This is a genomic window from Halomonas sp. AOP43-D1-4, assembly GCF_052446175.1.
Lineage (GTDB): Bacteria > Pseudomonadota > Gammaproteobacteria > Pseudomonadales > Halomonadaceae > Vreelandella > Vreelandella citrativorans.
On sequence record NZ_JBQSVY010000002.1, the window covers coordinates 288,137 to 307,274 of the forward strand.

Here is a 19,138-nt window from a genome sequence, read left to right on the forward strand (position 1 = left end):
AAGCACTAACGTCTCTAGCGCATGGCGTACAAGAAACACGTCAAGGAACCGGATATGAACGACCACCCAGCACCTTCTTATCGCCCTCTATATCAGCAAATAAAAGAAGCGCTATTGTCACGCATCGTTTCGAGTATTTGGCCGCCAGGAACCTTCATTCCTAGCGAGTCGGCTCTTTCTCAAGAGTACGGGGTTAGTGTTGGGACTATACGCAAGGCGGTGGATGCACTGGCTAAGGACCACGTGGTCATTCGCTATCAAGGCAAAGGCACCGTCGTCGCAACGCATGACAGCGATCGCTCATTGTTTCAATTTTTTAACTTCATGCGTTTGGATGGCACTCGATCACTGCCTGTGTCTCGTGTTCTGCTACGCGAACGCCGACGCGCCAGCAATGAAGAGTCGAGAGTGCTAGGGCTTGAAAGAAAAGCCATGGTAGTGCATATCCAGCGAGTCAGAGTTCTGGATGAAATCCCAGCGTTATTAGAAGACCTGATAGTCGATGCAACGCGCTTTCCGAAGCTCGAAAGCATTCCTGAAACATTGCCCAATACGCTGTATCAGCTCTATCAGCAGCAATTTAAGCAAAGTGTTTCAAAGGCAGAAGAGCAGCTGTTCGCTGTTGCGGCAGGTACCCAAGAACAAAAACATTTGGGTGTAGAATTAGGTTCTCCACTTATCGAAGTTCGTAGAGTTGCCAAAGGTCTTCAAGATGAAGCTATTGAATATCGTGTTTCACGATGTGTTACGCAACAACACTGCTACTGGAATATTCTGTGAAAGCCTTAAAACAAGATGTCGAAGGCTTTTAGGTGTTTAATTAGTTTTACTGACCACGTTCAGTTGCCAAGCTTTCCAGCACATTCTGAAAGGCTTGGCATATAAAATTCTTTCTCTCCATACATGCATCGCTTCGATAACACCTCGGATGCATGCATGGCATGACTTTCCAAACATCGTCACCGGCAGGAGCAGTATGCGCAAAAATCAAGCGGCATAATTACCTCAATGCGACCTGATCGTAAGCTGTACAAGACGGGCAACCAGTGGCCGTACTACCAAAATGCACACAAAGGCGCTGGGCATGGCTACCCGATAGGCGTGCCATACCTGGCTGAAATAGTGATCACTCACTCCCGCATTAACGGCGGTAATAATCAGGGTCATTAAGAACGCCATAATCGTCGACATGTATAATGCAAATATGACCGGCGTAAAACGTGGGTGCAGCTTGCGCGCTGCAAGCAGGCGCTGTTCTGGGTAGCGGCGGGTTGTCATGGGTGAATTACCTTACCTATCAAACGTGTTTGCGCACTCTACAGTGACTCGAACCAATTCAGAAGCAGGTTCACGATAAGCACAGCCGTAAGTTAATATTACGAGTGGCGCTAAAGATTAAGGTATGGCTTATGGTTGCGTTACGCGGTATCGAGAGTTTTGTGAAAGCAGTTGAAGCAGGCAGCATTGCGGGCGGCGCGCGCCGTTTGGGTATTAGCGCGGCAGCCGCCAGCCAAAACATCAGCCGATTGGAAACCCACTTGGGGGTGCGCTTGCTCACCCGCACTACGCGCCGTTTAGCGCCGACGGAAAGCGGTACCACCTATTACGCAAAAGTGCGTGAACTGGTACAGGAATTGGAGCTTGCCGGTCAGGCCGTCAGCGCGCTGCATGACGCACCCAGAGGGCGTTTGCACATCGCCTCAACCGGTGCCTTTGCCCGGCACCTATTGGCCCCCATGATCCCAGCCTTTAATCGCCGCTATCCCGACATCACGGTCGAGCTCAGCATTGCCGACCGCCACGTGGACCATATCGCCGAATCGGTTGACGCCAGCATTCGCATTCGCCATGCGCTGGAAGAGGGTTTGGTGGCACGTCCTATTGCGCGGGTGCCATCCATCTTCTGCGCAGCACCTCGCTATCTTGAGCAGGCCGGATACCCGCACACCCTGGAGCAGCTTAAGGAGCATGACTGCCTGGTATTTCGGTTTCCTTTGGATGGGCGCTATCTCGGCTGGGGCGCGGTACGCAACGGCATACGTTTCGATGTGCCGGTGAAGGCACGTATGATCAGCGACGACATTGATGCACTGGCCCAGATGGCCATTGAAGGTGGTGGCATCACACGGTTAGCGGCGTTTATTGCAGAACCGTTAATTGCGCAGGGCAAGCTCGTCGCACTGTTTACGCCGCCGTTTGCGGCTGATGAGCCCCTGGAGGTTGACCCACTAGAGTTTTATCTTTGTGTCCGGCATCGGCGTGAATTAACGCCCAAGGTCCTGGCGTTTCAGCAGTTTCTCACCGAGACTCTCCCTGCCCACTGGCGGGCCTAGGCCGACATCACGCGTTGCAGCATCCCTTCGGCTTCCGTTTCACTTACTCCCAGCATTAGCAAAATCTGGCGCTGGGTCGCCAATAACACATGCTGACGCTCTTCCTCACCGGGTAGGCTTTTGGCAATGGCTACAGCCCCCACCAGCGCGGCCAGAATAACCCGCGACTTATCGGCAATCACTTCGCGGTCGTGGGCAAAGGGGAGTTTTTTTAGCTTACTCAGGGCAAGCAAGCGCATTTCAAGCATCTTTTTCATCCGCAGGTAAGACGCCTCAAACATGGTACGAATCTCGGCTTTCTCGCTGCCTATTTCATTAAACAGCACCGCTTCCGGCCCTGGCTGTTGCTTACGCTCAAGCTCCTGGAGATTCCAGTAGTTAGAGACCAGCTCCGTTAGATGCTGCAAGGAGAGCGGCCCTTTTACCAAGCGTGCCGCCCGGCTGCCATCCAGCGTTTTACGCACCGAGGCATCATACAACGCCTCTTTGGAGGCGAAGTGGGAATAAAAAGCCCCGTGGGTCATTCTAGCCAGCTTCATGACCTGACCGATGGAGACTTTATTAAAGCCGTATCGGCTGAACAGTTCAGTGGCTGACGCCAGGATACGCTCTCGGGTTTTCGCCTTATGGCTTTTGGGATAAGGCATGTTGACCTCGTTATGTACTGCTAAATCGTTCGGCTAAATTGTTTGGCTAAATAATCCTGCTAAATATTATCTTGATCATATAATGCGTACTGCTAGCGTAGCCGTATTTAAAGCACTGAGGAGCCGCTATGCACTCACCTATTGTTATCACCGGCATGGGCATGGTCAGCCCGCTGGGATGCAACGTCAAGACAAGTTGGGACACTCTGCTGCAAGGCCGTTCAGGGATTCGCCAGATTACCCGCTTTGATACCGCTCAAACGCCTATCAAAATTGCCGGTGCGGTTGCCCACTCAACTGATGACCCGCAGGCAGGGCTTTGTCTGGATGGTATCGCAGATGCCAAAGAGCGCCGCAAGCTGGACCTGTTCAGCCTTTACGCCATGGCAGCGGCAAAAGAGGCGCTTGAGCAGGCTGGCTGGCAGCCAACGGACGAAGCACAACGCCGCGCCACGGCGACCATTATCGGTTCCGGCATTGGCGGGTTCCCCACGATTACCGAGGCCCAGCAAACGCTACAGCAGAAAGGTTACCGCCGGGTGTCGCCGTTTACTGTACCCGCGTTTCTAGCCAATATGGCGGCGGGCAACCTGTCGATTCGCTATGGCTTTCAAGGGCCTTTGGGCTGCCCGGTGACGGCGTGTGCGGCGGGCCTGCAAGCGATTGGCGACGGCATGCGTCTAATCCGTAGCGGTGAAGCCGACGTGGCGTTAGTAGGCGGCGCCGAGGCGTGTATTGATCCACTATCATTAGCGAGCTTCAACGCGCTCAAAGCGCTTTCCACCGAGCATGAACAGCCTGAAAGTGCATCGCGTCCCTTCGACAGCACCCGCAACGGTTTTGTGATGGGCGAAGGTGCGGGCCTGCTGGTGATTGAAACACTTGAACATGCACAAGCGCGCGGCGCCACGCCGCTGGCCGTCATTAGCGGCTACGGCACCAGTGCCGATGCCTACCATATTACTGCCGGGCCAGAGGACGGTAACGGCGCCGCCGCGGCGATTCATTCGGCGCTGAAAATGGCGGGGCTTAACGCGGATGAGATTGGCTATATCAATGCTCACGCCACCTCAACGCCCGTGGGCGACCGGGCAGAAATTGCCGCCTTACGGCGTGTGTTTGGTAGCAAACTGCCACACATTCCGATCTCTTCCACCAAATCGGCAACGGGCCATTTGTTGGGGGCGGCGGGCGGTGTTGAGAGCATCTTTTCAGCGCTTTCTGCCACCACCGGCCAGCTGCCGCCCACGCTTAACCTGACGCACTGCGATGAAGATATGCAGGACCTAGACTTTATCCCGCTAACAACGCGCACCCAGCCCACCCCGCATGTGCTGTGCAACGGGTTTGGGTTTGGTGGCGTCAACGCGGCGCTGATTATCAGCCAGATGTAGCGCCTGGCCGTCGGCTTTTAACCGCCGTTCGCGTATCCTCTTGGCCTGCTTTTAGCGGTGGAAGAACATGAAACGCTACGAACGCTTTGCCGAGGAAATATCCGAACTTATCCGCAGTGGTGTGCTGGCGCCAGGGGAGCGTGTACCCTCAGTTCGCCAGGCCAGCCGCCACTACGCCATTAGCCCATCGACGGTGTTTCAGGCGTACTACCTGATGGAGAAGCAGGGGCTAATCGTGTCGCGGCCACGCTCGGGCTACTTTGTCCGCGAACAGGCGCAGCAGTTTCTCAACGAGCCCGAAATGACCCAAGGCCACCCTGAAACGGCCGACATTGCGGTAAGTGAACTGGTTTTTTCGGTGCTGGGGTCGCTTCAAAATGTCGATACGGTGCCTTTTGGCTCGGCCTTTCCAAGCCCTGAGCTGTTTCCGCTTCCCCGCTTGGCGCGCAGCATGGCCAAAGGGCTACGCGAGCTTTCTCCCAACGCCATCATCACAGATATGACCGCAGGCGATACGGCACTGCGCCGCCAGATCGCTCTGCGTTACCGGTTGGCTGGCGTGCACCTACCGCCCCAGGAACTGGTGATTACCAATGGCGCCATGGAAGCCCTGAACCTGGGATTTCAGTGCGTGACCGAACCTGGTGATCTTGTCGCCATCGAGTCACCGGCCTTTTACGCAAGCCTTCAGGTATTGGAGCGTTTGAAGTTAAGGGCAGTCGAGATTCCTGTTCATCCGCGGGAAGGAATCGACCTGGACAAGCTGGCAGACAGCCTTGCCAAGTACCCGATTAAAGCCTGTTGGCTGATGAGCCATTTGCAAAACCCGCTTGGGGCGAGCTTGAGTACGGCCAAAAAGCAGGCGCTGTATGGGCTGTTGAAGCAGCATCAGGTGCCGCTGATCGAAGATGATGTGTATGCCGAGCTCTATTTTGGCTCCAAGCCCCCCGTACCCGTTAAGCACTTTGATGATGAAGGATTGGTGATTCACTGCGGGTCGTTTTCAAAGTGCCTGGCGCCCGGTTATCGGGTCGGCTGGGTAGCCGGAGGGCGCTACGCCGAAAGCATTTCCCGGCTGAAACTGATGACGACAATTTCACCCTCGGTGCCCGCTCAGGTAGCCATTGCAGATTACCTTCAGCACGGCGGCTACGACCGCCATTTGCGCAAACTGCGCCTGGCACTGGAATTTCAGCAAACCCGTATGCTCTCGGCGGCGGCACGCTACTTTCCCAAGGATACCCGCGCAACACGCCCGGCTGGCGGATACTTTCTGTGGTTTGAATTTCCCAAGCCGGTGGACTCGCTGCGCCTGTTTCAAATAGCCCTGGCGCAAGGGATCAGCATTGCACCTGGGCCTATCTTCTCTGCCACGCAGGGGTATCAAAACTGCGCCCGCTTAAGCTATGGCCACCCATGGACACCGCGCAGCGAAGAGGCCATGGCGTTTTTGGGCGAGCAGCTAAGAGCAATGCTGGCATCTTGTTAAGCGCTGCTTTTCAGGTGTTCATTTTCAGGCGCTCGTTTTAGCGACTTACGCCTTTTGGCTATGCAGATGACGGTTGTCTGCCGATGTTAACCGGGCAAGCTTTCCAATTTGATACAGGTCGTGCAGATACATATCAAGCCGGAAAATGCCGTGAGAGATGGCGATCAACACGAAGGTTAATAGCATCAGCACCGGGGGTTCATTCAGCCAGGTAAAGGCGGCCGATGAAAAGGGGTATAGCAGCGTATAGATGCTCATTCCACCCAGGAACTGCGCCAGCATGCTGTTCACAATCACCAGTGAAATCATCAGCACGCGGGCATCCCATGTTGGCAGCCGGGTTTTACAGAATGACAAATGCCGCACGCGCAATTCGCCGCTGACATCAAGCTGCCCCCTGCGGCGTAGAAGAGGAATGGCATAGGTGCCCGCTTTTTCCTCTGTAAACGCCAGGAGCGCCATATGATGATTCATCTGAGGCCCAAATGTGTGGGCGACCGCTTGGTCAAAATCGGCTGACCCGCCTGTTTGCTTCGCCAACAATGCTTTATGAGAAAGCTCGCTTAAGCGCTCTTTATCGGCATTTGAGAGCTTCAAGTCATTGGCAAAATTAATATTATAATTAACCTCATACACCTGATATAAAGCGGCGGTGACACCCACAAAAATCATAAAATAAATGAAAACAGTTAGCATAGTAGCGCGCCTCTTAAACGTTTTATCACCCTAACAGCCTGACGTCTGGTTAACGAATGCCCTGCTCGCCATCTGTGCGTTTTTGAATTCTGCCTTGCACTGCCGTTTCAGTACAGACTCAGAACGTTACGATAAATACATATCAGCTTAAAGGCTGACCCAGCGCAAGCAAACCCGGCTCGCGTGACGCCTTCGCCATTTAGCTAACCTTAATGATTTTGCTATACGTGAGTAGCGTCATACAGCGCATAGCGCATGAAAGCCATCAAAGACTGAGCTAACATAGCGGCCCGCGATCAGAATCGCTTAAAACAATAATGACATTTCAATAAAATCTCGCTCACAAGGAGCCCACCATGCCCCCTCAAGAATCCAGCACGCTGACGGCTTCTCCTCCGGTCACATCCATGTATGCCAAATACCTGGCCGCGCTTGGCCCCGGCTTTTTATTTGCGGGGGCAGCCATTGGCACGTCTCACGTTGTTCAATCAACGCGTGCTGGGGCGGAGTATGGCATCGGCTTACTGGTCTTTATTTTACTTGCCATACTGCTTAAGTATCCGTCTTTTTTCTTCGGGCCATTTTATGTCAGCGTCACAGGCAAGTCGCTGGTTGAGGGCTACCGCCAGACCTTTGGTAAATCCGTGGTGGCGCTGTTTGCGCTGGTCCAAATACCTGTCTCGGCGATTATTATTGCCGCCATTGCGATTACCACGGCAGGTCTTGCCGGCAGTATCGTGCCTATGACGTTAAGCCCGCCAGCCATCGCCGTGATACTGATTGCCCTGTGCTGCGTGCTGACATTTGCAGGCGGTTACAAGCTACTGGATTGGGTCAATAAAGTCTTTATTGTCATCTTAAGCGTCACCACCCTGTTGGCCGCCCTGGTGGCCGTGCCCCTGGTCGACTGGACCTTCTACCCCGCGACAGCCGTCTCTCCGCTTTTTAGCACAGCCACCTTTATTACCCTGGTAGCGGTGCTTGGCTTGATGCCATCTGATATTACGCTCGCGGTGATGAACTCACTGTGGTCAGAGGCGCGTAATAAAAATCAGGGCGTGCGCAGTGGCACTGCCGCCGAAAAAATCGACTTCAATATCGGCTATATCGGCGCGGCCGTTCTGGCGGCCTGTTTTGTCGTAATGGGCGCTGGCGTGATGCACAGCCAAGCAATAACGCCCGCCGATGGCGCCGTCGCTTTTGCAAGCCAAGTGATTGGCCTTTATACCAACACCTTGGGCGAGTGGAGCGGCGTGGTCGTGGGTATTTCCGCGTTTACCGTCATGCTCACCACACTGCTGACCGTGCTGGATGGCTTTCCACGCATGATCACGGCCTCTTACTATACGTTTACACGCCCGGAAGGCGCCACGGAAGAGAGCCGTACGATTGAGGGCAGCCGCGCATTTTTTGTATGCATGGTGGGCTTATCACTACTGGCCGTGGTGATTCTGTATACCTTGATGGGCAGCTTCCGGCTGTTTATGGACTTTGTCATGGTCGTGGCGTTTTTGATAAGCCCGGTGCTGGCTACCCTCAACCACCTGACGGCAAACGGCTCAACCGTGCCGGTGTCCCAGCGCCCTTCACGCCTGATTAATGCCTGGAGCTGGCTAGCAATCGCTACCCTGGCGCTTCTGTCACTGGGCTATATTTATGTTCGCTTTATTCACTAACTCGTAAGTACTCGCTAGTCAGCGCCTCGCGAAGCCGCTTTAGTGCATGGCTGAGCGCTAACTGGCTTAAGTGCAGTTTTTCGGCCGCGCAGGTATTGATAGGCTCGACCCCGCATTTGCACCGTGCACCGGCACACCGGTATGTGGCGGTATGTCGACCGACTTACTGCTAAAAGTTGATATAAAGAACTATCGCCCTTCATGGTCCTCAAGAAGGGCGAATTTTATGGTCTATTTCCAATCCAAGGCTCTTAAAAATTTGTTTCAAAAACATGACGCAAAAGAGATTTTGGTGCACGTTTCAGCGTTTTCCTTCCCGAAAAAAATCCTATCTAAAATCCGCTATTAACAGGCTTTTTAGAAAGCATCTCGCTTGCCAATCTAACTTTCCTTTTTTTACTAAATTAACCTTGTTAAGATGCTTAGAAAACTAATCAAATCGATTAAAATTCGTTAGGGAACGCTGGTTTTGAAAAATTCAACTTCACTTCCATGCCAAGCTTCTTTTGATCTTGCTTTATTGAAACCACTTTTTTAACGCTGGCTTATCTGAACCAGTCAATGAGTGGTTCCTCAAAGTAAGGTATAGGCATGACATCTCTGTTGCTGCATAGCGGTAAGACAGACCAATATCGCGCCCTTGGCGAGACGGGGCAGCCGGTTTTTCACTCTGCGCTTCAATTACGTAAAACTATTGCACGCCGCCTAAAAGGAAAAGAGCGCCACCTTGCTATACCACAACGCGACCAGCAGGGAGAAGGCGTCGATTGGTACAGTGGCATCCCCGGTGACGTAGTGCCTTGGAAGAATGCTACTGAAGGTGAACGAGAGGACGCGCGTATTCAGTTGGAATCTTTTAAAAAAGAGATTCAAGCTGTCGAAATGCCCGGTGACGGCCAGGGCGGTGACCACGAAGTATTCGCACGCTTAGTCAAATGGTCTTGTCACTTCCCAGATGAAAACCATGTTTATTTGGTGGACGGCACTCCGGTACTCACCTTTTGGGGCTTTATACATCCTGAAGCCGACCGGCACGCTAATCCTTTGCAGTGCCTCTATCCCGAGACTGAGCCAGCACAGGCTCCTGCGCCCATATCCCCGCCTCTAGCTCCACTAGCGGCTGCCGTGCCTAGCAATGAGCCCACTGCTGTGAAACCGCGCCCTTGGTGGCGCCGTTTATGGTGGCTATTGCCCTTGGCTTTACTTTTAGGCTTGCTGTTGCTGCTGGGATTGAAACGCTGTTCTACACCGCCGCTAGAACCCAAGGTTGAGCTAAGTCTACCGACGGTCCAAACGCCTTCTTTTGCTGTTCCTCAACTGCCCTCGCAGGGCTTGAATACTTGGCCTTTTAGTATCGGCCCTAAAAATCTTGCGCTGCCAAATGGCGTTTTTGGGTTAAACGCTGGAGCCAGCATGCCAGCCCAGGGAAGCTCAACTGGAACGCCTGCTATAGCGTTATCTGATAACAGCTTGGCAAACACGATGCCATCTCAATCAAATATGGATTTAGCGCTTTCTGAGCCATTGCCACCTGTCAGTGAGCTGCCCGTCAACGCGTTATCACCCAGTGCCACAGAGCCGCCAGCAGGCAGAGCCAATACAGCCCAGAGCCCAACAGCCCTCCCTGAGCCACTAAACCTTCCTGCCAACACGCCAGATGGAACAGCTGCTTTTCTCGACGGTAATTGGCAAGGCGCAGGCGTAATGGATAGCCAGAGTGGTCAGCCTCTTCAAGTACGCTACGCATTCAACCAAGGCGAAGGACAGATGTTTATTCGCCGCGGTGGGCAGGCTGGTGTGATGTGTTCAGGTCCTGTGACTGCCGTGATGCAAAGTGGTGAACTCCAGGTTGAAGCCCAAGAGCGTGCTCGCTGTGAAGACGGCAGTAATTACGAAATGCCGCGCGTAGAGTGCCATCAAAACGAGGGCGAAATGGCCGACTGCGCAGCCAGCTATGACGATGAACCTTTTCCCATGCGGCTTCAGAAAGCCAGCGAATAGGACGGTAAACGGATTATGTTACCTGAGATTATTAATTTCGAAGAGGTGGCAACTCTGGTTAGCCACTCCGGCGTTCAGTTCCTGGACTTTGGTTTAACACTGGAGCCTCGCAAGGAGCCAGCTGGGGAGTTCATGTATCTGGCCACTACGGACAAGATGCTGACTCGCCTGCTGGTTAATGAAGAAGATGGCTCTTTATTTCATGAAGTAGAGCCTGGCGAGTTTGAAATCGTTAAACGCCCTCAATTCGACATGGCGATGTCGACAAGTCTTGAGCAGTTGGATAAAGCCTGGCTCCCGCTCCCCTTTTTCCGTTTTCGGCCGCCAAGCAAGTTTGATGAAGGCCCTGCCAACTGGGCCCGCATGCGCTTGACGGCCTTGGATGAGCCCGATATCGACGGCCATACTCATCGCCTGACGTTAGCCTTTGATACACAAACGCTGCCGCGTCGTGATAACACCGCATACCTTTGCCCAACGACGGATGACGTCAACTCAGGCACCAACTTCCGCCTGGCCACCAGCACGTCGAACATGCGCTGGTTTCTTGACCAATCCTGGGTAAGAGAATGGCTTGAAGAGCTTTTCCGCGAAGCCAATCCCAAGCTTGATAGCCAGGAAATGCGTGACGCTCTTGAAGAGTGCCAGCATTTTGCACATTACCTGAACGTACTTAGCCTGCTGCGCCAGCCTATCGAAGAAGAGCACAGCAAGCAGGGCAAACGCGTTCATATTCCTGACATCAAGGTTATCGCCCAGAAAGAAGGGGTAATTCCCGTCGACCTAGTGCTCGATGTCGGCAACTCGCGTACGTGCGGGATTCTGATAGAAGATCACGGCCAGTCGGGCATGGGGCTGAGACACAACTATGTGCTTGAGCTGCGTGACCTTGTCGATCCTGAGCGGGTTTATAGAGACCCGTTTGATAGTCGTATTGAATTCTCACAGACCTTTTTTGGCAAAGACCACTTATCCGTCAAGAGTGGCCGTCATGACGCTTTCTTATGGCCTACCATCGCCCGGGTTGGCGTGGAAGCAGGACGTTTGGCCGGACGGCGGCGGGGCACCGAAGGCTCCACAGGTCTATCCAGCCCCAAACGTTACCTGTGGGACGATGAGACATATCACCACGGTTGGCGCTTTAACAGTGCGTATGTGCGTACCGACACGGAGCCACATGCCACCGCCGCCCCCTTCTCTCATCTGATTAACGAGCTGGGGGATGCGCTCTACACGCTGGATGAAGAAGATCAGCTACCTGTCTTCAAGCCGCACTACTCGCGCAGCTCGCTGATGACCTTCATGCTGTCAGAAGTGCTGGCACAAGCATTGATGCAGATGAACAGCCCCGCTCAGCGTGCCCGGCAAGGGCATACCAACCGCCCTCGCCAGCTACGCTCTATCACCCTGACAGTGCCTCCAGCGCTGCCACAGGCAGAACGCAGCCTGCTGGTATCACGGCTTGAGCAAGCGGTTGCCCTGATCTGGAAAAGCCTGGGCTGGGATCACGGTGAAGAAGAGAGTAATCCGTTTGAAGCAGAAGCTGACGGCACCTTACGCGTCCCGATGCCGAGCTTGCGTGTAGAGTGGGACGAAGCCTCCTGCGGCCAGTTGGTTTACCTCTATACGGAAATCAAGGAGAACTTTGCCGGGCATCCAGAAGAGTTCTTCGCAACGCTTGCACGCCCTGATAAACCCCATCGTGAGCAGGTCAGCCTTGCCACTATTGATATTGGTGGCGGCACCACGGACCTGGTCATTACCGACTACCATCTTGACCGCAGTGGATCAACGAGCGGAGGCAGTAATGTCTCCGTCGTACCACAGCAGCGCTTTCGTGACGGTTTCCGCGTCGCCGGAGATGACATCCTGCTTGATGTCATTCAGCTGTTCGTACTTCCCAGTTTTGAGGCCGCGCTCAAGCAGGCAGGAGTAGCATCGCCTGACTCGATGATGTCGCAACTATGCGGGCAGGACAACGCTAATGCCCAGAATCAGGTTCTACGCCAACAGCTTAACCTGCAGGTTTTCACCCCGCTCGGCCTAGCGCTACTTGAGGCCTATGAAAGCTTTAACCCCGAGCAGCCTTGTGGCTCAGAGACACTCACCTACGGTGAACGCTTAGGCGAGCACAAGGTAAGCACATCGGTGCACCGTTATGTCGAAACGGCACTAAGGCACGAGCTGGGCATGGACCTTACGTTTGATTTGATGAGCATTCCGCTTACGTTCAACTTGCTGGACGTTCATCGTGCCTTTTTGCAAGATCGCTTCAACATCTGCAAAACCCTGGCATCGCTGTGTGAAGTGGTTTTCCAATATCAGTGCGACATGCTCTTGATTACCGGCCGCCCATCACGTTTACCGGGTGTCCAAGCCTATTTGCGCAAAATGCTGCCACTACCACCGGGGCGCATCCTGCCACTGCAGGGTTACCGCACAGGCAGTTGGTACCCCTTCCATCGCAACGGCCGTATAGACGATCCTAAAACCACGGCTTCCGTAGGCGCGATGTTGTGCTCACTGTGCACCCGCCATGATCTGTCCAACTTCTTTTTCGATGCTGCGAAGCTGAAACCCTATTCAACGATTCGTCATATTGGTTTGATTGATAACAATAATACGATCCCTGATGCCGATATCACCTATCGCGATATAACAACCTCCGAAGACGGCACCATGATTCATCTGCAAGAAGATGAAACAGGGGAAACGCCCGCAATCGAAATGCGCGGTGCACTTCGAATCGGCTTTCGCCAGCTAGCCGCTCAGCGTTGGTCAGCGTCTCCGCTCTATACGCTGACGTTTACCCCGACCGGGACGGAGAAGTTCGAAAAAGCCAAAGCCAATACGGGCCACGCTTTCATATTGAAGGTACGTTTAGCGGTGGATGAACGGGCCAGCAAAGGCAGCCTGATCAGTGATCGCCTGAAGATCGCCAGCGTTGAAACGAGCGGTGAAGGCAGCTTTAGCTCACGTGACCTGAAGCTGCAGCTCAATACACTTAATGATGCCGGACTGGGCGATACCAACTACTGGCTGGACAGCGGGAGCGTAAAACGCACATGAACCAGTTGACACCCGAACAGTTGTCACCAGGACAGCTGACGCCAGAACAGAAACAGCTCAGCGAAGGCTGGAAGTCCTTTTATCAGGGCGCAGGTGAAGCCCTGGAGTGGATTGACTCAGTGCGCCAAAGCGCCCCTAGCCTCGACAGTGAAGCAGACACGCTGGGGCTTGCCCTTTATCGATCCCGTAACCTTGCGAAAAGCTTATCGCATGCCGCCACGACACCAATGACCGTCGGCTTTTTTGGGCTCTCTCAAGCGGGTAAGTCGTATCTTATATCCGCACTGGCGGCTGGCGAAAACGGCAAATTGGAAACGCGTTATGGCTCGGCTCGTTTAGACTTTATCGAACACATCAACCCTGTCGGTGGTGGTAAGGAAGCGACCGGCCTGGTCACACGATTTAGCCGCACGGCAAGCTCCGGCCCCAGCGAATTCCCGGTTGAACTCAAGCTGTTCAGCGAAGTGGAAGTAGCGAAAGTATTGGCGAATGCCTGGTTCAACGACTTCGACCACGAACGCGAAGACGTTTACGAAATTGATGAAAGCAAAGTCGCGCGCCTGCTGTCGCTTTACGCTGCTGAATCTGATGAAAAGCGCCAATCAGGGATAACGCCGAAAGGTGTAACGCCCGAAAATGTGGTAGAGCTTTGGGACTACCTACAGGCGAGCTTTCCTAAATCCGTCAGCAAACTCAACGCCCGCTACTGGCCGCAGGTAGTCAAGCTTGCCCCGCAACTTACCAGCCACCAACGGGCTGAGCTGTTCTCCATTTTATGGGGCGAACAACCCGAACTTACCCACCTTTATCGCCAACTCGCCCAGACCCTGGATGCCTTGGGCCACGCCGCTCGCGTTTATGCCCCGCTTCGCTGCCTGGTAGTGAGCGATGGAGACGGCTTTAGTCAGCGCGACAGCATCATGAACGTCGACATACTGGAGCGCCTGGGTACCGCAAAGGATTATACGCTTGAGGTTTGCCCCTCAATTGGCGATACCCTGGCCGCGCCGGTTAGTTTATCGGTTGCCCAACTCGCAGCACTCACGGCGGAACTGACCTTTCCTCTGATCGAGCCTACCCGTGACCCGCGGGTAGAGCAGGTGGACCTGCTGGACTTCCCCGGTTATCGCGGCCGTTTAAGCCTACGTAATATTGGTGAATCAGGAAGCCAGGAAGGCCTTTCTCAACTCTTGCTGCGTGGCAAGGTGGCCTACCTGTTCGAGCGCTACACGGACAGCCAGGAAATGAACGGCTTGGTGGTCTGTACAAGTTCAGACAAGCAGAGCGATGTGACAAGCGTTGGCCCGGTCTTAACCCGCTGGATCGAAAAAACCCAAGGCGAAACAGCCGCCGAACGCGGCCAGCGCGATCCTGGGCTGATCTGGGCGCTCACCATGTTCGATAAGCGTATTTCCGGCGCGTTGCAACAAACCGAAAGCCAGTTGCGTGAAGGCTGGGAAGGTCTGATCAAAATGACCATGCTGGAGCGTTTCGGAAGCTTTGAGTGGATGCAGGAGTGGTCACCCGGCCAAGCGTTTAATAATACTTTCTTGGTGCGCAAACCGCGTTTGCCTGTGCCGTTCCTGGTAAGTGAAGAAGGCCGGGAAGTTGCCATAAACGAAGCAACACAAGCAGCCTTGGCAAGCATGCAAAATACCTTCATTGAAAGCCCGACGGTACAGCAGCACGTTCAGCAACCCGCCGATGCCTGGCAAGCAATGCTGACGCTAGATGATGGTGGCATGGCCCACGTTGGCGACTACCTGGGCCGCATTGCAGGCTTGGAGTACAAATTAGGCCGGATCGAAAGCCAGCTCAAGGAAACATATCGTACGCTGGTCACGGATCGTCTTGCTACTTGGCACTTCAATGACGCCGATGGTGAAGTAGAGCAGAAGCGCGCCATTGCAGGCCGTTTCTGGAAAGAGCTTCAGGTGCGCTGGCAATCAATGGGAGAGCTGCAATATCACCTGGAACTGCCCGACGAAACCGTTCGCGACCTCTACCTCAGTGACAGCGAAGACAGCCTGTCATCATCCACAGAAGATGACGACGACGCTAGCGTCGACAATGGTGGGCTATATGGCAGCAGTAGTGCTGGCCTGGAAGCTGACTTTGGAGCGCTTCCTTTTGGCGACAGTCCTGGCGAACCAACCGATATACCCGCCCAGGCACCAAGAGCGCCCGTGCTGCAAAGTGCTGATCACCGCTTTGCCAAGGCCGTCTATCACGCCTGGGTAGGTCACTTGCGTGAGTTTCCCCAGCGCCAAGGGCTGTTACGCATGCTGGGGCTGGATCGTGATTTGATGAAGCTATTGGCCGATGAACTGATTACAGGTGCCAGCCGGTCAAAGGTACAAGAGAAACTGCAAGAAGCCCTGCTGCAACGCATTCAAAGCGGCGCCCGCCGGGATCGGCTCGTGTCACGGCAAGTATTGACGGCCCAGCTCGTGCTGCGTGATTTCATTGCCTGGCTCGGTTTTCACTACCTTCCTGTGGATCAGCGGCCTGCAAGCCTTGTGGGTAGAAAAGGTCCCCTATTTGGCTATCAGCGTGACCACCTACCCAACGGCGAATTACCGCAACTACCTGACCAGCCCGTCAATCAAGCGCAGGTGTATTTTGGCAACTGGCTATCCGGACTTTATCTCATGACTCAAGAAAATGCCGGGCATAGCGGCGGTCGCGAAATCACCATTGAGCAGAATGAGCGCCTCGGTGAGGTACTTGCGTTATTCACTACCAAGGAGAAGGCGTATGCGTAAAGTTGAGCTTCGCCCCCTGTCTGATCTTAAACCCGGTTATGCCCAGCTAGTAATGATCGGTGGCACTCCTCCGAGCGAAGGTCTGTCGGTAGACATTCAGCGCAACCAGGATGAACACTTTTTACAAGCCGATGGAAAGTGGGGAAGCCACTCTTTTAAATTCACGCTGCCAACGCTGCAAACCAATGCGGACGGCCACTCGACGGCTGTGGTCGATGAGCAGATCGTTGACCCACTAATCGAAAATCCGCATGCCACCAATATGGTTCGGTTTTACGCTGCTGATGGCACGGAGTTGGGGCGCGCACGTTTAAAGCTAGCCCGTGACCTGATGCCATCCGGCGCCAGTGGCAGTACGCCCTCATTAGCCGCAGGAGCGGCCCTACATTCACCGGCGGCGCCAGAACCCGAACCAGAGCCTGACCCCATACCGGTTGAGCCATCACCCGCCGAGGTTACAACGCCAGCGCCAGAAGCGCCCCAGACAGCAAAAAAGGGCAATAAGCGATGGCTTTGGATAGTACTGGCTATTGTGCTTTTGGCACTTCTTGCAGCCGCCGCCTGGTTCGGCCTAGCGATGCGCAATGCGCCTTCAGACGCTGCCAGCGAAGCAGAGCAGGAGGAAAGTCAGCCTGAACAGCCGTTGGAAGAAGAGCCTGCTGCCCCAGAACCTGAACCTGAACCTGAATCTGAACCTGAAGCTGAAATAGCTCCGGTCGGTGAAGAGGGCCCGGCAGAAGGGATTGCCGCTCCCTGCTCTCTTCAGCGTATGACCGAACAGGGCGAACTTGAGTTTATTCAGAGCTGCACCTCTGCTGGGATTGATTCTGACGTCATGCTGAGCGTGATTGACGACGCGCTAGCGAATGAGCGTTGCGGCATAGCACGTCGTCTTTACGCCCATGAGGCGCTTAATGGCGATATTGACGCCGCGCTTGGCTATGCCCGCCAATTTGATCCTGAACAGCATGCATCCAGTACCTGCTTCCCAGAAGCGGATGCTGAAACCGCTATCTTCTGGTACGAGACCGCCCAAGGCATTGACGCCACAAATCCAGAAGCTAATCAGCGACTTGAGGAACTTCAGCCATGACACTGCACAGGATACTGCTGAGCCTGACGGTAGGCATGTTGGCAGCTACTCAAGCGCTCGCTGACGACCGACCTTTATTACAAGAAGGAAAGGAAACACTTTACCAACGCGTTTTGACAACGCCAGGCTGTCACCTCGTGCAAGATGCAGGCGGTGCAGGGGGCGAGCTCCAACCTGCCTTTAGCCGTTTTTATGTGTATCAGTTGAGCGAGAAGAGTGGCGAAAACTGGCTAAAGGTGGGCCCCGATAGTTATGGCAGCGCCATTGGCTGGCTGCCTGAATCCTGTACGGTCGATTGGAAAATGCAGCTCACACTGTCATTTACCAATCCTGCTAATCGTGAACGTCTGATGTTCTTTAAAGAACGTGACGGACTGATGCAAATTTTTGACGACTTTGAGCCTTCCGGAAAAGTAGCTCCCTTACGTGCTCAGCTACGCCGTGATGGTGAGGCTTCGGGGATCGTCGCCCAAGAGCCTGAGTACTTTGTCGATCTTCAAGAACAGTTTTATTTACTGCCTATTCTTGAAGGCGAAGAGATCATGACTGAGGCTGGCTTTATGACACGCTTGCTGCGTGTTGCTTCTGTCAGTGAGGCGGCTGAAGAAGGCCAGCAGGATGATACCCAGAAGGATCCTTCAGCGCAGTTACGTGAGTTTAATGCCGGTGTTGTATTTGTCATTGACTCCACCTCTTCCATGGGACCCTACATTGAGCGTACCCGTGAAGCCGTTGAGCGTATATACCAGAGGATTGAGGACCAACAGCTCACAGACCAGGTAAAATTTGGCCTGGTTTCCTATCGCGACAGCGTAGACGCAGCACCCGGCATTGAGTATGTCACCCGTATGTTCGCTAATCCTGCTGATATTGAAAGCGGCAACGATTTTATGGCCCGGGTGGCAAGCCTCAGCGAAGCCCAGGTTTCTACCGTTGGCTGGGAGGAAGATGCTTATGCGGGCATCATGCAGGCAGTCGAAGAGATTGAGTGGAGTAATTTTGGCGCGCGCTACATTGTTTTAATCACTGACGCCAGTGCAATTGACAGTGATAGCGAGCGCTCGTCGACAGGGTTTAGTGCAGACCAGGTTCGTCTGGAAGCCGCCCGTCAAGGTATTGCAGTCTATACCTTGCATTTAAAAACCCCTGGCGGCGAGAGCAACGGGGACCATGCTAAAGCTGAAGCACAATACAGCAACCTCTCTACGTTCGCAGGCACGGGCACCTCACTCTATTACCCTGTTAATACAGGCGATGTAACACTTTTTGGACAGCGTGTTGATGCTTTAGCCTCCGCGATTACGGACCAGGTTCAAGCGGCATATTTAGGCGATGAGGCCATCGGTAGCGCTTTAAACGCCGAGCCCACTGAAGACCCAAGTGAGCAACGTTTGATGGATGATATGCAGGTCATTGGCCATGCAATGCGCCTTGCTTACCTTGGCCAAGTAACGGGAAGCCAAGCTCCACCCGTATTTGAAGCATGGATTAGCGACCGAGATCTCATTGCTCAACATGTGCCAACCATCGACGTGCGCGTACTGCTTACCAAAGGGCAGCTTAGCGATTTGAGTGACGTGGTCAGTGAAATTCTTAACGCAGCAAATGCTGGGCTTATTTCGCCGACCGACATGTTTGATCGGCTCCGCTCTGTGGCTGCAGCAATGGGTGCGGATCCTAATCAAGTACAGCAAAGCGAAGGGCAGCACTTAAGCGAATTAGGACTTATGGGCGAGTACCTTGACGACCTCCCCTATCAAAGCGAAGTGCTTAATCTTGATGAAGAAACCTGGCTGAGTTGGGATGGTTTGCAGCAAGAACGCTTTATCAGACGCCTCGCCACTAAACTACGTCATTACCAGCGCTATAACGAAGACGTTGATAGGTGGGTATCTCTCGCTGAAGGCGCCGACCCTAGAGATGATGTCTATCCGATTCCACTAGAAATGATGCCTTAAGCCTGTGCTGAATCTAA

Annotated in this window: 13 protein-coding genes and 1 pseudogene; 11 read left to right on the forward strand and 3 right to left on the reverse strand. The window is 53.9% G+C overall.

Annotated elements, in window-relative coordinates; all coding sequences use genetic code 11:
* Nucleotides 1-54: 54 nt before the first annotated feature.
* The gene (locus ACT3RQ_RS03275) at nt 55-780 is read left to right on the forward strand and encodes a GntR family transcriptional regulator (protein WP_444640144.1); all 726 of its coding nucleotides are present in this window, start codon (nt 55-57) and stop codon (nt 778-780) included.
* A 225-nt stretch (nt 781-1,005) separates the two neighbouring features.
* Here ACT3RQ_RS03275 and ACT3RQ_RS03280 read toward each other — a convergent pair whose 3' ends face one another.
* On the reverse strand, nt 1,006-1,278 hold the full coding sequence (locus tag ACT3RQ_RS03280; protein ID WP_172117817.1) for a DUF2798 domain-containing protein: 273 nt from the start codon (nt 1,276-1,278) through the stop codon (nt 1,006-1,008).
* 131 nt (nt 1,279-1,409) lie between these two features.
* Between ACT3RQ_RS03280 and ACT3RQ_RS03285 the strand changes: the two genes are divergently transcribed.
* The gene (locus ACT3RQ_RS03285) at nt 1,410-2,333 is read left to right on the forward strand and encodes a LysR substrate-binding domain-containing protein (RefSeq protein ID WP_444640145.1); all 924 of its coding nucleotides are present in this window, start codon (nt 1,410-1,412) and stop codon (nt 2,331-2,333) included.
* Here ACT3RQ_RS03285 and ACT3RQ_RS03290 read toward each other — a convergent pair.
* Nucleotides 2,330-2,980, reverse strand: coding sequence for a TetR/AcrR family transcriptional regulator (locus ACT3RQ_RS03290; RefSeq protein WP_444621613.1), 651 nt, complete (start codon nt 2,978-2,980; stop codon nt 2,330-2,332). The two genes, ACT3RQ_RS03285 and ACT3RQ_RS03290, sit on opposite strands and share 4 nt — an antisense overlap.
* A 128-nt stretch (nt 2,981-3,108) precedes the next feature.
* Between ACT3RQ_RS03290 and fabF the strand changes: the two genes are divergently transcribed.
* Together fabF and mapR are read left to right on the forward strand one after the other, a co-directional pair.
* Complete coding sequence (gene fabF, locus ACT3RQ_RS03295; RefSeq protein ID WP_444640146.1) at nt 3,109-4,374, forward strand: beta-ketoacyl-ACP synthase II; 1,266 nt, start codon at nt 3,109-3,111, stop codon at nt 4,372-4,374.
* A gap of 67 nt (nt 4,375-4,441) precedes the next feature.
* Nucleotides 4,442-5,863, forward strand: coding sequence for a GntR family transcriptional regulator MpaR (gene mapR, locus ACT3RQ_RS03300; RefSeq protein WP_087110820.1), 1,422 nt, complete (start codon nt 4,442-4,444; stop codon nt 5,861-5,863).
* A 45-nt stretch (nt 5,864-5,908) separates the two neighbouring features.
* On the opposite strand, the gene ACT3RQ_RS03305 is transcribed toward mapR, so the two are convergent.
* On the reverse strand, nt 5,909-6,559 hold the full coding sequence (locus tag ACT3RQ_RS03305; RefSeq protein ID WP_444640147.1) for a hypothetical protein: 651 nt from the start codon (nt 6,557-6,559) through the stop codon (nt 5,909-5,911).
* Nucleotides 6,560-6,915: 356 nt separating this feature from the next.
* Here ACT3RQ_RS03305 and ACT3RQ_RS03310 point away from each other — a divergent pair, with 356 nt between their 5' ends.
* From ACT3RQ_RS03310 to ACT3RQ_RS03340, 7 genes and pseudogenes are all read left to right on the forward strand, one after another.
* Nucleotides 6,916-8,235, forward strand: coding sequence for an NRAMP family divalent metal transporter (locus tag ACT3RQ_RS03310; RefSeq protein ID WP_192528415.1), 1,320 nt, complete (start codon nt 6,916-6,918; stop codon nt 8,233-8,235).
* Nucleotides 8,236-8,329: 94 nt separating this feature from the next.
* A pseudogene (locus ACT3RQ_RS03315) lies at nt 8,330-8,413 on the forward strand (arginase family protein); the annotation flags it as partial.
* Between the two features lie 413 nt (nt 8,414-8,826).
* Complete coding sequence (locus ACT3RQ_RS03320; RefSeq protein WP_192528416.1) at nt 8,827-10,236, forward strand: SrfA family protein; 1,410 nt, start codon at nt 8,827-8,829, stop codon at nt 10,234-10,236.
* Between the two features lie 15 nt (nt 10,237-10,251).
* On the forward strand, nt 10,252-13,305 hold the full coding sequence (locus tag ACT3RQ_RS03325) for a virulence factor SrfB (protein ID WP_192528417.1): 3,054 nt from the start codon (nt 10,252-10,254) through the stop codon (nt 13,303-13,305).
* Entirely contained in the window at nt 13,302-16,070 is a 2,769-nt protein-coding gene (locus ACT3RQ_RS03330; protein ID WP_192528418.1) for a putative virulence factor, read from the forward strand. The genes ACT3RQ_RS03325 and ACT3RQ_RS03330 overlap by 4 nt, the downstream gene beginning before the upstream one ends.
* Entirely contained in the window at nt 16,063-17,163 is a 1,101-nt protein-coding gene (locus ACT3RQ_RS03335) for a hypothetical protein (RefSeq protein WP_192528419.1), read from the forward strand. Before ACT3RQ_RS03330 ends, ACT3RQ_RS03335 begins: the two co-directional genes overlap by 8 nt.
* On the forward strand, nt 17,160-19,121 hold the full coding sequence (locus ACT3RQ_RS03340; protein ID WP_192528420.1) for a vWA domain-containing protein: 1,962 nt from the start codon (nt 17,160-17,162) through the stop codon (nt 19,119-19,121). The genes ACT3RQ_RS03335 and ACT3RQ_RS03340 overlap by 4 nt, the downstream gene beginning before the upstream one ends.
* Nucleotides 19,122-19,138 lie beyond the last annotated feature (17 nt).

Excerpts from the sequence above, each read along its gene's own strand:
- ACT3RQ_RS03275 (WP_444640144.1), top strand. The coding sequence starts at position 55 with ATGAACGACCACCCAGCACCTTCTTATCGCCCTCTATATCAGCAAATA.
- ACT3RQ_RS03280 (WP_172117817.1), bottom strand. The coding sequence starts at position 1,278 with ATGACAACCCGCCGCTACCCAGAACAGCGCCTGCTTGCAGCGCGCAAG.
- ACT3RQ_RS03285 (WP_444640145.1), top strand. The coding sequence starts at position 1,410 with ATGGTTGCGTTACGCGGTATCGAGAGTTTTGTGAAAGCAGTTGAAGCA.
- ACT3RQ_RS03290 (WP_444621613.1), bottom strand. The coding sequence starts at position 2,980 with ATGCCTTATCCCAAAAGCCATAAGGCGAAAACCCGAGAGCGTATCCTG.
- fabF (WP_444640146.1), top strand. The coding sequence starts at position 3,109 with ATGCACTCACCTATTGTTATCACCGGCATGGGCATGGTCAGCCCGCTG.
- mapR (WP_087110820.1), top strand. The coding sequence starts at position 4,442 with ATGAAACGCTACGAACGCTTTGCCGAGGAAATATCCGAACTTATCCGC.
- ACT3RQ_RS03305 (WP_444640147.1), bottom strand. The coding sequence starts at position 6,559 with ATGCTAACTGTTTTCATTTATTTTATGATTTTTGTGGGTGTCACCGCC.
- ACT3RQ_RS03310 (WP_192528415.1), top strand. The coding sequence starts at position 6,916 with ATGCCCCCTCAAGAATCCAGCACGCTGACGGCTTCTCCTCCGGTCACA.
- ACT3RQ_RS03320 (WP_192528416.1), top strand. The coding sequence starts at position 8,827 with ATGACATCTCTGTTGCTGCATAGCGGTAAGACAGACCAATATCGCGCC.
- ACT3RQ_RS03325 (WP_192528417.1), top strand. The coding sequence starts at position 10,252 with ATGTTACCTGAGATTATTAATTTCGAAGAGGTGGCAACTCTGGTTAGC.
- ACT3RQ_RS03330 (WP_192528418.1), top strand. The coding sequence starts at position 13,302 with ATGAACCAGTTGACACCCGAACAGTTGTCACCAGGACAGCTGACGCCA.
- ACT3RQ_RS03335 (WP_192528419.1), top strand. The coding sequence starts at position 16,063 with ATGCGTAAAGTTGAGCTTCGCCCCCTGTCTGATCTTAAACCCGGTTAT.
- ACT3RQ_RS03340 (WP_192528420.1), top strand. The coding sequence starts at position 17,160 with ATGACACTGCACAGGATACTGCTGAGCCTGACGGTAGGCATGTTGGCA.